The organism is Paenibacillus sp. PL91, assembly GCF_012935325.2.
Classification (GTDB): domain Bacteria; phylum Bacillota; class Bacilli; order Paenibacillales; family Paenibacillaceae; genus Pristimantibacillus.
The window spans coordinates 63,297-77,449 of sequence record NZ_JABBYG020000007.1 but is presented as its reverse complement, the minus strand read 5'-3'; the positions used below and the strand labels follow the sequence as shown (position 1 = coordinate 77,449).

Here is a 14,153-nt window from a genome sequence, read left to right as displayed (position 1 = left end):
AGCGCTATTCAAAATTAGCCTTGTTGAATCGCTTCGATATCGATGGTTACTTTTACTTCATCGCCAATAAGAACGCCGCCTGTCTCCAGTACAGCATTGTAAGTTAAACCATAATCGCTGCGTTTCAAGCTGCCCGTTGCGCTAAAGCCGACTTTTTCATTGCCCCATGGGTCTTTGCCAGCGCCTTCGAAGCTAACGGCAAATTTCTCGGAACGCGTCACGCCATGCAGGCTCACATCGCCGACAACGGAATATTCGCCATCGTCTGTTTTCGTAATCGCCGTCGATGTGAAAACGAGTGATGGATATTTTTCGATATCGAAGAAATCAGCGGTGCGAAGATGTGCGTCGCGGTCTTTGTTGCGCGTATCCACGCTGTTTAGATCAATCGTGAGCTGAATGTCTGCTGAAGTCAGGTCATTCGCGTCAGCGACCACATTGGCTTCAAATGAGTGAAAAGTTCCTTTTACCTTAGCGATCATCATATGCTTTACTGAAAAATCAATGCTGCTGTGCGTCGAGTCAACCGTCCATTGTGATTTTGCCATTCTAAATGCCTCCTATGAATGTCCAATTTATTATTTACTTACTTTTTACAATGTACTAACTTATATTATGTATGTTTATATTTTATGGTTCAGACCTGTTTCTGTCAATTGCATTCCGAAAAATAATTTGGATAATATACCCGGATGCAAAGATAATAAAAAGGATGTCCAAGAAGTAAAAATAACTTCTTAAACATCCTTTTATTTACGCTAAAATACTTGTCATCCAATTAGGAATGCAGGACAGCCGCCTTTTCCTTGCTCTCGCGCTTGACCAGCGCATGCTTCTCCCACGCTCTGCTCTTCCAACGGAAAAACATAATAAACGCGCGCAGCCATTCGTCTGCTGCAATCGCAAGCCAAATGCCCGCCAAGCCCATATCGAGCGTAAAAATAAAAAAGTAGCCGAGCGGCAAGCTCATCGCCACCATCGAGCCCATGCCGACCCAGAGCGGATATTTCGCATCGCCTGTCGCCCGCAGCGAGTTAACGAGCACGATATTGATCGTTCGCCCGGTCTCCAGCACGATACTAAGCAGCAGCACGTTTACCCCTAGCCGAATAATCTCCTCATCATCCGTGAACATGTGCATAAGCGGCTCGCGGAATGCAATAACGAGCAAAACCGCGAACAACGTTACGCCGCTTGCCCACCGTACGCTTTTCCATACGCGATGGTAGGCTGGCGTTTGCTCGCCTGCACCAACAAGTCTGCCGACGATGATCGACGTTCCCATGCCGATTGCGAAGGCGAATAAATACGTAAACATCGAAATGTTGTTCGCATAGTTTTTGGCTGCCAGGGAAGCAGCGCCAAGATAGGTCGCATAATAGAGGAAGACGATTTGGCATGCCTGATACATGACCTGCTCGAGCGCAGACGGAATGCCGATTTTTAAAATTTTGGAGATATACTCCTTCGACAGCGAGATATAGTAGCGCAGCTCTACTCTCACCGACATAATCCGGTACAGCAGCCAGAAGAAGACGACCAGCGCCAGCGCACGGCTGATAACCGAAGAAATTGCCGCGCCTTGAACGCCCATCTCCGGAAAGCCGAACTTCCCAAAAATAAGCAGGTAGTTGCCCGCGATATGAACGACGTTCATGCCGAGCGATACGTACATCGCTTCCTTCGTAAATCCATGCACGCGAATGATGGCAGAAATGGAATTAATAATCGCCTGCAGGAAGATCATTCCGCCAACAATGGATAGATAGCTTTTGGCATGAACGAGTATCTCGCCCTGCAAATTCAGCGTCTGCAGCAAATGTCCGCCAAACAGCACGAACGTTAAGCTGATCATCAGCCCGACTACGAGATTGAGCGTAACGGCCAGCGCTGATATTTTCGCCGCTTCAATAAACTTCCTTGAACCGATATATTGCGCGACTACGATCGATGCCCCGTTGCCGATTACCTCTAACAGCAAAATCGCAATATGCAAATATTGATTGGATGCCCCGACGCCGGATACCGCATTATCCGAAATGGCGCTCAGCATCAGCGTATCTGCAATCCCCATAAGCATAAACAAAAAGATTTCTAAAAAAATAGGCCACGTCAGAAAAAATAGATTCATGCCTTTCTGCTCATGCTGCCCTTGTTCCTTACCGGCCTCTGCCGTTGTCATGATGTCACCTTCTTCTAAATAGGAAAAGTAAAGCACAAGGTATCGTAGCATATTAGGATATCTATTGCACGTATGTTTTGCTTATTTACAGGAACAAAATGATGGCAGTTTCTATGAAAACGCATAAAAAAAGACTGTACCCTGATCGCCCAAACGATCTCAGAACAGTCTTCCCTTTTTATAATTTAAAATGATAGATATCATTATTGCTCTTCGGACTCTTCTTCAGCAGCTTCTTCCTCAGCCGCCTCTTCTTCCGCTTCCTCTGCAGCTTCTTCCTCAACTGCAGCAGCCGCTTCTTCTACTTCCTCTTCCAATTCAGCCTCAACAGCTTCTACCGCTTCTTCCGCTGGAGCCTCTTCGGAAATCAGTTCTAGAGACTCTTCCGCACCTTCTTGAACGACTTCTTCTTCTTGGCTCATATCATTCACCTCCTACTTCTTAATACCTTAATTGTAGCGCTTTCATAGAACTAAACAAGAGGTGTAAAATGTCATTTCATAGGAACTATTTTCGTATTATGTAGCGTTCGCGTTCATTCGCGTTCATTCGACTAATACTCCCCGTCAGAGGTCTAGGACTGCGTTCCGACTTACGGCGGTTTTGCGCAGCTAGTGAACTAGATAAGATGAAGAGCGACTAGTAAACGGTTTCTCATCCCGATTCCAAGGCATAGGTAATTCCACCCTCAGGAGGCTAATACGATGTATTCACTACTCACTAATTTAGAGCTCGGCGCCACAATGCTTTTTGTTATTTTCTCATTTATAGCCGCCGGCAAAGCATCCAAGCTCGTATATTTCGATACAGAGAAAATGCTTTACCGCAAAACGCGCAAGCTCCTCTTTTGGACGATCAGCCTCAGCTTGCTCGCCGCTGCGGTGGCCACGGCCGATACGATGCTGGCCGCAACCGCTCATCCTTTGTTTTGGATGGACCGGCTGCTCATTCGAACACCGCTTGCCATACTTCCCGTCCTCCTTATTTGGATCGGCTCCTTCCCTAGAATGCGCAAGCTTTTGCACCGCACACATGGGCGCACAGAAATAGCGCCAGATACCGCCCGCCGCCGCCAAGCCTCCGACCCCGCGTTTATCGTTCCGTTTCAGCTTGCGGCTCTATGCGCAGTGGCATTGTTTTACTTTGCGTTTGTTCCGCCTATTCCATTCCGCTGGACAGCTGTAACGATGCCCACAACCGTTCTTCTGTTTATCGCCTGCTTGCTTTGGATGCTTCAAACTCGCCGCAACCAGCTTGCCGCACAAGCTCCGCTCGTTTATCGCCCATGGCGGCGCAGATTGCAGCATACCGGCCTGCTTCTCGCTATCGCAGCTATCCTCAGCATCCCATTCCTCACGGCAATGGAGAGCAGCAAGCTGCCTGAGCATTTGAGCATGATGGCAGGCAAAGCGGATTATGGTTTGCCCGCAAACGCATCGCAGCGCGAAAAGCTGATCGCCCACCAGCACCAGCACAACCAAATCGCAAAACCAGCTAGTACGTCAGAGGGGATTACTTCGACTCCCGTCACGGAGTTAACTGGCCCGCGTGCCGGAGAGCCGGACCGCAAATTCACGCTAACCGCGCAGCATAAGTCCATTACCTTGAGCTCTGGGAAGCAGTTAGAGGCATGGACATACAATGGCGAAATCCCTGGTCCTGAGCTTCGCATGAAGGAAGGAGAGCTTATTGAGGTTACACTCATCAACAAAGATATTGAAGGCGGCGCGACGCTCCACTGGCATGGGCTAGATGTACCAAACGCGGAAGACGGCGTTGCCGGGGCAACACAAAATGCCGTTATGCCCGGGGAATCCTTCACATACCGCTTTGTAGCGGAGCAGGTTGGCACCTTCTGGTACCATTCTCACCAAAGCTCCAAGCTAGCCGTGGAAAAGGGGCTGTTCGGCGCACTTATCGTTGAGCCTCAGGAAGCTGCGGCGCAAGCCTACGAAGACATTACCGTCATTACGCATAACTGGCGCGGAGCAGGCATGTCAATCGGAGCCGATCAAACGGTGCAGCAGAGAGCTATTGCGCCCGGAACACTCGTTAAGCTGCGTCTGATTAATACCGATGATTGGGTACGGCAATCTTATATTTTGACCGGAGCACCCTTTAAAGTAACGGCCATTGACGGTACCGATCTTACCGGGCCAACTGAATTGCGAGATACGAGCTTGGATCTGCTGACTGGCGGACGATATGATGTGGAATTCATAATGCCTGAGCATCCCGTCTTCCTTCGCGTAGGGAAAGGCAAGTCCTTAGGCATCTTGATGAGCAAGGATGGCAGTGGAGATATCCCCGAGCTTCCTGCGACGACTACCTTCGATCCCACCCATTACGGGAAAGCGACAGCGAAAGCTCCCTTTGACATAAACAGCCATTTCGATCGGGCATTCGTGATGATACTCGATAATCGCTTCGCCTTCTATAATGGAGGGTTTGCAGCCTACGATACCATTAACGGAGAAGTATTTCCGAATACGCCAATGTTCGTCGTGAAGGAGGGCGAGCTTGTAAAAACAACGATCGTCAACCGCAGCTCCGTTGAGCATCCGATGCATTTGCACGGCCACCATATGCTCGTCTTATCCCGCAACGAAGAGCCGGTTACCGGCAGCCTGTGGTGGTCGGATACGCTCGATGTGGCACCGGGCGAAGTGTATGAGGTCGCCTTCCGCGCCGATAATCCCGGCATCTGGATGGATCATTGCCATAACCTGGTCCATGCGTCTGCGGGCATGACCATGCATCTTATGTATGAAGGCGTTACATCGCCCTTCGAGGTCGGCACGGCTACCCACAATCATCCGGAGTAGGTGAAACTGGACTTTAGTCTAGCTCCCCTTTTTACCTACAGCAGGAGGACAGCTATTTTCATGGTATGCTATGCTGAAAGCAGCTAATAAAACGACGATTGGAGTGTAAAAAAAAATGAATGTAAGAACAATTGGCGGGCTCGTCCTCCTGCTGCTCGGAGCTTGTTTATTTCTGAATCAAGGCGAAACGTTTGGTCCAGGCAAAATATTTGCTTACTTCTGGCCATCGATATTCGTCATCCCGCTCGGACTATTTTTCCACTGGCTGTACTTCGTCATGATCGGCAGAAAAGGAGTTGGCGTCTTAATACCTGGGGGCATCTTGCTCACGGCAGGCCTAGTTAGCCAGATCGCTATGCTCTTCAATGGCTGGTCATACATGTGGCCCGGCTTTATCCTTGCTGTTGCTGTCGGCTTGTTCGAATTTTATTGGTTCGGCAACCGAAACAAATGGCTGCTTATTCCGATCAACATTTTGACCGTTCTCTCGCTTCTCTTCTTCGCAGTATTCTCGTTTGGCTCCATCTACAACAAGTTCGTGCTTAGCCAGCCGATCTTCGCCATCGTGTTCATTCTCGCCGGCGCCGTCATGCTGCTGATGAAGAAGAAGGATATTTAGCAGCTCCCTCCTGCTGTGTGGTATAATCACAAGCATCGCAACAACTGCTGCGCAAACCTAAGCGAATGCTTACGAAGTGGTTTGCTATCGCAAACTTTTAGGAGGAAAAAATCAACCTATGCTATCTTTTGAACAAAAGCTTGCTATAATCGAGTCCTTTCCCGAATTGCAGCGAAAGGATGTTTCTCTCGGCCGCACGAACTTCCATTATGAAGAGAGCGCCCACGAGAAAAAATCGGTCGTGCACCATCTTCACCCGAACGGCAATGGCTATGTATTCGCCGGCTTGGTGAAGGGTGTCGCAACCGATGATAAAGGACTAGTCAATATCCGGGATTACGGCGAGGAAGAGCTTCGCTCGCTTATCGAGAAATCGATCAGTTCCCTTGCGATCGCACCGCCGGAGAAGCCGGAATCGAAGAAAAAGAAAAAACGCAGCGCCCCAAAAGAGGAACGCTGGATCGGGCCAAATAATGCCGTGCTAACGCTTCTATTCGAAGAGGATCTCTGGTATTTGTATGCCGATCTTAATCTGGAATCTGCCTTCGAGACTTACGAGGAAGCGGAGCAGTACTTGGAAGAAGAGCAGTTCTCACGCGCAACGGAGTAAAACGAATCATTTTTGCTTTGCTGTGTGTAAAAACAGTAAATACCGATGGGGAAACATATTTCTGTTTCTCCTTTTTTTATTGCAAAAAAATACAGGATTTTGTCGACCCATGTCAAATTGTAGTATGTGCACCATAGATTCTGGGGGGGATCCTGATGTCCATAAAAGTTAAACTATCTTTTTCAATTTCCATTATTGTCGCCATTATTCTGGCGCTCTATATATCGATTTACTATGTTTCATCCAAAGCCGAGGTACAATCTGGCCTTGAGCAGCAAGTAAACAATATAGCAAAGCAAATCAGCCTCACGCTTGAAGCATCGGAGAGTGCGCGGCAGTCTATGGAGGATACGATTGGCGAGAAACTTCGGATGGCTGCGATCGCAGCAAAGGAGCAGCTTGATCCCGATATCGATAATGTCAAAAACGAGCAGCTGGTGGAGATAAGCCATAAGCTTGGCGTCGATCATATTACGCTCTGGAAAAAGGTCGGCGATGACGTAGTCGTTCTTAAATCATCCGATCCGAACGAGATTAATCTGAGCTCCAAAACATGGGATTATTGGTACCGTGCGTTTCTTCAGCTTTTCGAAAACCACAATGTTACCATTCCCGAGGGGCAGAAGCTTGAAAACTATTGGTCGGGCCCGTTTAATTTCTCCACTTCAGATCCCAAAAAGATTAGAAAATGGGGCAGCTATAACGACGGCACGACTAACTACATCATCAATCCCTACGTGAACGCGCAGGTGCTGCTTGATTTCGACTATACGATCGGGACGGATGCCATCGTTAACAAAATCATTGCAGATCAACAGGATATCCTTGAAATTACCGGCTTTGATCCTCAATTTTTTGGCAAAAGCCCGATTATAAAAATTAAAAAAGGCATTCCCGTTTACAACCTGGACGTTCGCGATATTCCCTTTGGACAATACACCTATAAGGATCAGGAAAACGATTCCGTCAACATCCAATACGCCTTGGAAAGCGGCAAAGCCGTTACGGCAAAAAGCGCTCTAATGGGCAAGCGTGTTATGAAAACGTTTATCCCGATTACGATCGACAAAACGTATGTTATCTGTATAAGCTTTGATCAAAATTCAATTCTTAAGCCGCTCAATCGACAGCTTCTTATGCAATCGCTCATCTCCCTCGGACTCGTTCTTGTCACGATGTTCGCAAGCTATTTCATTGCAGGCTTCATGATCCGCGGCTTGAATCAAATTTTGAACAAAGTTAATGCGATCGCTGCCGGAAATTTTGGTGTAGCCATTACGATTCGCAGTAATGATGAATTCGGCTTGCTCGCGTCGCGCATCGATACGATGGGCAGCAATTTGCACAGCTATACGACGCAGCTTAAGGATGCGGCCGAAGAGCTGAGAAGCACGAAGCAGTATTTGGAATCATTCGTAAATCACACATCCGATGCGATTCACGTAGCGAATTTGACGGGCGATGTCATTCAGGTCAATCGAGCCTTCGAGACGATGTACGGCTGGACGGAGGAAGAAGCTTTAGGCAAGCCGCTGGAAAATGTGCCCGACGACTATCTCAGCTCTCACTATGAGCTTCAAGCCACTGTGCTTCAAGGCGGCTCCGTTACCGATTTCGAGACCGTCCGGTACAGCAAGAGCGGCAAACTCATCGATCTAAGCATCACGATCTCGCCAATCCGGGACGAACAGGGTGAGATTATTGCAATAGCCACTATTTCTAGAAATATTACATCCCGGAAGCAGACCGAAGAGATTATTAGGCGCTCCGAGAAGCTTTCGGTCGTTGGCCAGATTGCGGCAGGCGTCGCGCACGAGGTTCGCAATCCGCTCACAACGCTTCGCGGCTTCGTGCAGCTGCAGCAGCAGACCGGCTCTTTGTCGGCCGACCATCTCAAGGTAATGCTTGGCGAGCTTGATCAAATCAACATGATCGTAAGCGAGTTTCTCGTGTTCGCCAAGCCGCAAGCCAACCAGCATCAGCCGATAAACGTGCTCGGCATCGTTGGCGATATTATGATGCTTTTGGATTCAGAAGCTAAAATGAGCAACGTCCAGCTTGCCTTGATCGCTGGTCCCAATCTTCCTGAGGTTATTGGCGAGGCTAATCAGTTAAAGCAGGTTTTCGTGAATGTGATGAAAAACGGCATTGAAGCGATGCATGGCGGCGGCGTGCTTACCGTGAAGCTTGAGCATACCGCGGACAATACGCTTTCTTTGCAATTTATTGATCAAGGCTGCGGTATTGCCGAGGATGACGTTCACCGTTTAGGGGAGCCTTTCTTTACGAAAAAAGCGAACGGCAACGGTCTTGGCCTTATGGTCAGCCAACAAATTATTGCCGCACATAAGGGCTCAATCGTCTTTCGCAGCAAGCTTGGCAAAGGAACCTGCGTAGAAATTTCACTACCAACGGGCAGCTAGGGAAATTACCCAAGCTGCCTGCTTTCATAATATTTTGAAGAAGAACAAGCTACTATGGTAAAATGTGTCCGTAGCCATTGTTCTTATACGACGAGAAGAAACAACTAATTCCGCTACACCCGGGAGCCACTTATGTCAATGACGTTTAATTCCCCTATTTCCCAATATATTATTTTTGTCATTATTTCCGGCGTTCTTAGCGTGCTGCTTGCCATATATGCTTACTACAACAAGACAAATTTCAAAGGCATGAAAGTATTTATGTGGTCGACCATTTTGTCGGCCGTATATTCCTTTGCTTATGCCTTTGAGTTAGCAAGCGAATCGCTTCGCGAAATTCGTTTTTGGATAAATATTGAATATATTGGCATGCCGTTTATCGCTCCTTGCTGTCTGCTGATGGTCATGCATTACGTAGGGCTCGATAAGTTCATCACTCCCAAAAAAACTTGGGGGTTGTTCGTCATTCCAGCCATCACGCTGCTGATGGTCATAACCAATGATTATCACCATTGGTTCTATAAGGCGCTTTATTTGAGACCGAATACTCCAACGCCAATGGTTGATGTAGTACCTGGTCTCTGGTACTACATGCATGGCAGCTATTCATCCGGATCTCTGTTTGCAAGCCTATTTATTTTGGCACGCTCTTGGAGGAAGACGAAGTCGATCTATCGCAAGCAAATGATTACGCTCGCTATCGGCATATCACTCCCAGTACTGGGCTCCCTCTCTTATGTGCTGGGACTCACCCCGCTTGGGATGGATCCCGTTCCGATTCTGATGTGCATAACGTCGGCGCTGTACCTCGCGTCCATCTTCTCGACATCGCTGTTAACCGTGGCACCGATTGCACGCGAGCATATCTTCGAGAGTATGCGCGACGGCGTGCTGGTGCTTAATTTAGAAAATCAGATTATGGACTTTAACGGTGCCGCCACGCAAATCATTCCAGCGCTAACTCCATTGGCGATCGGCCAAAAGCTGGATGATATTTGGAAGCGAGGCGCCGAATCCGGCGCATTCTCATTTGGCGTAGACCCCTCGGTATTGCATGAGCAGGAGCTCAAATGGATACGCGGCGGAGAAACGTTCTATTACCGGATAAGAGCATCGAACCTATTGAAGCCCAATGGGCAGCTTGCAGGCAAAACGATCGTTATGATCGATGTAACGGAGCATACGCTGCTTCAGAACAAGCTGCGCCATCTCGCTGAGATCGACGGGCTGACGTCTATTTATAATCGTACTTCTTTTATGGAGAAAAGCAGGCATCTGCTAAACGCCGCCCATCAAACCGGGCAGCCGATTTCCTTTATATTGTTCGATATCGATTATTTCAAGCAAATCAATGACCGCTATGGCCATAGCGTCGGCGATTTTGCTCTTCAGCATATCGTCTCGATTTGCCAGCAAACGCTCCCTAAGGACGCGTTGCTTGGACGTTACGGCGGCGAGGAGTTCGCCATCGGCTTGCCGGGTGCTACTCTTGCCGAGGCCGGACAAGCCGCTGAGCAGCTCCGCAAGGAAATAGCCGGGAATCCGATGTATAGCTCAGCCAAAGCGATTACGATCACAGCCAGCTTCGGGGTATCGCAGGCCAAAACCGCTGACGTACCTCTGGAAGCGCTGCTGAGTGAAGCCGACATCGCCCTCTATCGCTCCAAGCATTACGGACGAAACGCCGTTCATCTGGCAAATGCCGAGCAAGCACATGCAAACGAAGAAAAATAACCATACTAGCACGAAAGAGACAGGTGGAGTTGACGTAATGCCAAATCTAGCATCCCTACGCGACAAGCTGCGTTTTCGACCAAGTCCGCCCCAAGTGATGACCTTCGGCTTTATTTTGATCATCTTGATTGGAGCCCAGCTCCTATCAAGGCCGATATCATTTACCGGCGACAGATCCATTTCCTATCTTGACGCCTTATTTATGTCTGCAAGCGCCACATGCGTGACAGGGTTGACCGTTCTTAACACAGGCGAGCATTTTTCCACTTTTGGACAAGTCGTTATTATCGTGCTTGCCCAAATCGGGGGATTAGGATTTATGACGATGGCCACCTTGTTTGCCCTGCTGTTCCGGAAACGCATTTCGTTCCGCGAGCGCCTTGTGCTCCAGGAATCGATGAACTATGGCTCTACAGAGGGGATCGTACGCCTAATCCGCAAAGTATTGCTCTACGCCCTAGTCATTGAATTGTCGGGAGCGTTGCTGCTAAGCAGCTATTTCATGCTGGAAATGCCCGTAGGAAAGTCGATTTATTTCGGCATATTCCACAGCATTTCGTTCTTTAACAATGCGGGCTTTGATTTGTTCTCCCAATTTCCCGATCGGGCGAGCAGTCTCATCCATTATGTCGAGGACCCGTTCGTTAACATCGTCTCCATGCTGCTTATTTTCTTCGGCGGAATTGGCTTTATCGTCATCTCCGAGCTCGTCACCTATCCAAAAAACAGAAAGTTCAGCTTACATAGCAAGGTCGTATTGACGGTTACCGGCTGGCTAACTGCCTTTGGGGCTGTCGTCATTTTTGCGCTTGAGCTCTCCAATCCGAATACGCTTCAGTCATTATCCGGCATGGGTAAAATTTTAGGCTCGCTATTTCAATCGGTTACGGCACGTTCGGCTGGTCTGAGCACCCTCGATCCTGGCTTGCTTAGAGAGGTTACGCAGTTTTTCATTATCCTGCTTATGTTTATCGGCGCAGGTCCCGGCTCAACTGGCGGCGGCATACGCGTGACAACCTTTGCGATTCTGATCGGAGCGATCATTGCGATGATTCGCGGAAAAGACGATGTCGTGCTGTTCCGCTACCGCATTGCGAAGCAGCAAATTCATCAGGCTATTATGTTTACGATGATTGCCTTCTCGATTATTTGCGGGGCGACGATGCTTCTCAGCATAACAGAGACCGGTTCATTTCTTGCTATCCTGTTCGAGGCGACTTCCGCCTATTGTACGGTTGGCATGTCGGCGGGATTAACGAGTCATCTAAGCGACATTGGCAAAATCATTATCATTTTGCTGATGTTTGTTGGGCGTCTTGGGCCGGTTACACTAGCTTTCGCGCTCAACACACGCTCGAAGAAGGAACTCTATCGCTACCCTGAAGGCAAAATCACGATCGGCTAGGTGGCATTTGCCTTGCATTTGCATCCGCAATCTAGCGAGTGATACGATAGCAAGAAGGCAAGATGATAGGCTGCTAAAGGAGATTACAGAATGATATCATCACATTCACATAACGATGCTGATCAAGCATTCGAAAATGAGCCGCTAGAAAGCGGAAAGCGTGTTCTGATTGTAACCGCCGTTGATGCCGAGCGGGATGCCGTGCTTCGCGGCCTGCAAGGAATGGCAGGCGTTGACGTTATCGCGGCGGGAGTAGGATCAGCAGCAGCGGCGGCTGGTACGGCCTTCGCGCTCGCTTCAGCAACGGCCGACTATCGCTTTGTCATAAGCGCCGGAATAGGCGGCGGCTTTGCCCGAAGAGCAGCGATCGGCTCGTTAGTCGTTGCAGATTTTATTGTCGCGGCCGATTTAGGGGCCGAGACGCAGGATGGTTTTCTCAGTGTAGACGAGCTCGGCTTCGGCTCGGCTCGCGTTGAGGCAGCTGCAGATTGGAATAAACGTTTGATTGCTGCTGTTGAAACGGCTGGATTGTCGGTTTGCAGCGGTGCTATTCTCACCGTTACGACTGCAACTGGCACCGCCGAGACCACTGCTGCGCTTGCTGAGCGGATCCACGGCGCAGCGGCCGAAGGGATGGAGGGGCATGGCGTTGCAGTCGCCGCTTCCAAGCTTGGCATTCCGGTTGCCGAAATTCGGGCCATCTCGAATGCAGTTGGTCCGCGTGACCGCGCCGCATGGCGTATCGGTGAAGCATTAGCTGCCTTAGAAGCAGCAAGTAAAGCAATACGGGAGGTATTACAATGAATATCGCATTTTCTCCATGCCCAAATGATACATTTGTCTTCCACGCCTGGACGCACGGTCTTATCCCCGGCGCGCCAGAACTGGACGTGACCTATGCAGATATCGATATAACGAATAATTGGGCAGCCAAATCCAAAGGCCCGGAAGTGATGAAAATCTCATACGCGGCGCTGCCTTGGGTATTGTCCGAGTATAAGCTGCTGCCTTGCGGAGGCGCTCTTGGCAGAGGCTGCGGCCCGCTCGTATTAACTAACAGCAACGGCGAGGATGAGGCGAATAATCCCGCCGCGCTTTCCGGCAAACGTGTCGCGGTTCCTAGCGAACGCTCAACCGCCTATCTTCTCTTTCGACTGTGGGCTGCCCGCCACGTTCCCGGCGGCGTAGGCGAAATTGTCGTCATGCCCTTCCATGAAATTATGCCTGCCGTCCGCGATGGCCAGATCGACGCCGGACTCGTTATTCATGAAGCCAGATTTACTTATCCCTCTTATGGGCTCAGCATGCTGACGGATCTCGGTAGCTGGTGGGAATCCGATACGGGACTGCCTATTCCGCTCGGGGCTATCATTGCCCGGCGCTCGCTCGATACCGATGCTATCACCGATTGGATTCGCGCATCCGTCGATTACGCTTGGACTCACCCAGAGGCTTCGCAAGCCTATATTATGATGCATGCCCAAGAGCTTTCCACAGATGTCGCTCAAGCGCACATCGATCTCTACGTCAATGAATTCACTGCAAACTTAGGCGAAGATGGATACGCCGCGATAACCGCCCTGCTTGGCCGCGCGGCAGAAGAAGGCCTCGTGCCAAGCTTCGACCTTTCGCTATTGCGATAACGAGTGCTCATTCTTCCCGTACAGAACAAGAGGAAGTCCCATTACTTGCAGGGGCTTCCTCTTCTTATTTCGGAATTCAAATCCTATCATTACTGTTGCTGTTACAGCACCAGAACATTAGTATCTAACGAAGTTTTTTAACCCTTTCACTATTTAAGGGCCGAAGAACAATGTACCGAAGAACATAACAATAAAGAAGAGGAAGAAGGCAATAATATTAAGAAAGATAAGCATTATATCTCTCGTAGCATCCGTTTTTTTCAATGCAATAACTGCAAATATGACGCCTATGGGTGGGATTATAAAAGATGATAAAATACCAAGCCCTTCGAACCAATGACCATGATGAACAAAAAAACCATCCAGCGTGAACAAGATCACGGTTGAAATAACTGCTCCGATTGCAATGAAACGACTCTTTTTTGGATTCAACTTCTAAAGCACCCCTGATTATCATTACTAATCCCCTTTATTCACTTAAATCCCGAAGCTTTAAATAAGTACTGTTTTCCGTATTAGACAAGAAATTTGAAGTTCAATTGAATGATTCATCATCCATCAAATGGGTTAATTAAACATTTTTAGGAACTAAATTTTATGATGTATATATAATAACTTAAACCGTCCATATGGACTAACTTTAATCGTAAAACGCCTCGCTTCCGCATTAGTGCCGATATGTGCATAGACAAAAAAAGGGACCATTCCAAAA

Annotated in this window: 12 protein-coding genes; 8 read left to right on the top strand and 4 right to left on the bottom strand. The window is 48.8% G+C overall.

Features of this window, described 5'->3' with window-relative positions; all coding sequences use genetic code 11:
- Positions 1-14: 14 nt before the first annotated feature.
- The 3 genes from HI950_RS17360 to HI950_RS17350 all read right to left on the bottom strand — a co-directional run bounded on the left by HI950_RS17360 (position 15) and on the right by HI950_RS17350 (position 2,604).
- Positions 15-548, bottom strand: coding sequence for a YceI family protein (locus HI950_RS17360; RefSeq protein WP_169084245.1), 534 nt, complete (start codon positions 546-548; stop codon positions 15-17).
- 230 nt (positions 549-778) lie between these two features.
- The gene (locus HI950_RS17355) at positions 779-2,233 is read right to left on the bottom strand and encodes an MATE family efflux transporter (RefSeq protein WP_169084242.1); all 1,455 of its coding nucleotides are present in this window, start codon (positions 2,231-2,233) and stop codon (positions 779-781) included.
- A gap of 152 nt (positions 2,234-2,385) precedes the next feature.
- Positions 2,386-2,604, bottom strand: a complete 219-nt coding sequence (locus HI950_RS17350; RefSeq protein ID WP_169084240.1) for a hypothetical protein — start codon at positions 2,602-2,604, stop codon at positions 2,386-2,388.
- Positions 2,605-2,886: 282 nt separating this feature from the next.
- On the opposite strand from HI950_RS17350, the gene HI950_RS17345 reads away from it, so the two are divergent.
- The 8 genes from HI950_RS17345 (at position 2,887) to HI950_RS17310 (ending at position 13,441) form a co-directional block, all read left to right on the top strand.
- The gene (locus HI950_RS17345; protein ID WP_169084238.1) at positions 2,887-5,007 is read left to right on the top strand and encodes a multicopper oxidase family protein; all 2,121 of its coding nucleotides are present in this window, start codon (positions 2,887-2,889) and stop codon (positions 5,005-5,007) included.
- A gap of 115 nt (positions 5,008-5,122) precedes the next feature.
- Entirely contained in the window at positions 5,123-5,626 is a 504-nt protein-coding gene (locus HI950_RS17340) for a hypothetical protein (RefSeq protein WP_169084236.1), read from the top strand.
- Between the two features lie 118 nt (positions 5,627-5,744).
- Positions 5,745-6,236, top strand: a complete 492-nt coding sequence (locus tag HI950_RS17335; RefSeq protein ID WP_169084234.1) for a hypothetical protein — start codon at positions 5,745-5,747, stop codon at positions 6,234-6,236.
- Between the two features lie 155 nt (positions 6,237-6,391).
- Complete coding sequence (locus HI950_RS17330; protein WP_169084232.1) at positions 6,392-8,659, top strand: PAS domain S-box protein; 2,268 nt, start codon at positions 6,392-6,394, stop codon at positions 8,657-8,659.
- A 138-nt stretch (positions 8,660-8,797) separates the two neighbouring features.
- Entirely contained in the window at positions 8,798-10,393 is a 1,596-nt protein-coding gene (locus HI950_RS17325) for a histidine kinase N-terminal 7TM domain-containing diguanylate cyclase (protein ID WP_169084230.1), read from the top strand.
- 37 nt (positions 10,394-10,430) lie between these two features.
- Entirely contained in the window at positions 10,431-11,798 is a 1,368-nt protein-coding gene (locus HI950_RS17320; RefSeq protein WP_169084229.1) for a TrkH family potassium uptake protein, read from the top strand.
- Between the two features lie 90 nt (positions 11,799-11,888).
- Entirely contained in the window at positions 11,889-12,602 is a 714-nt protein-coding gene (locus tag HI950_RS17315) for a futalosine hydrolase (RefSeq protein WP_169084228.1), read from the top strand.
- Positions 12,599-13,441 (top strand): 1,4-dihydroxy-6-naphtoate synthase, encoded by an 843-nt coding sequence (locus tag HI950_RS17310; RefSeq protein WP_169084227.1) that lies wholly within the window; start codon positions 12,599-12,601, stop codon positions 13,439-13,441. The genes HI950_RS17315 and HI950_RS17310 overlap by 4 nt, the downstream gene beginning before the upstream one ends.
- A gap of 153 nt (positions 13,442-13,594) precedes the next feature.
- Here the strand turns inward: HI950_RS17310 and HI950_RS17305 are convergent, their stop codons facing one another.
- Positions 13,595-13,873, bottom strand: coding sequence for a hypothetical protein (locus tag HI950_RS17305; RefSeq protein WP_169084226.1), 279 nt, complete (start codon positions 13,871-13,873; stop codon positions 13,595-13,597).
- Positions 13,874-14,153: the final 280 nt, after the last annotated feature.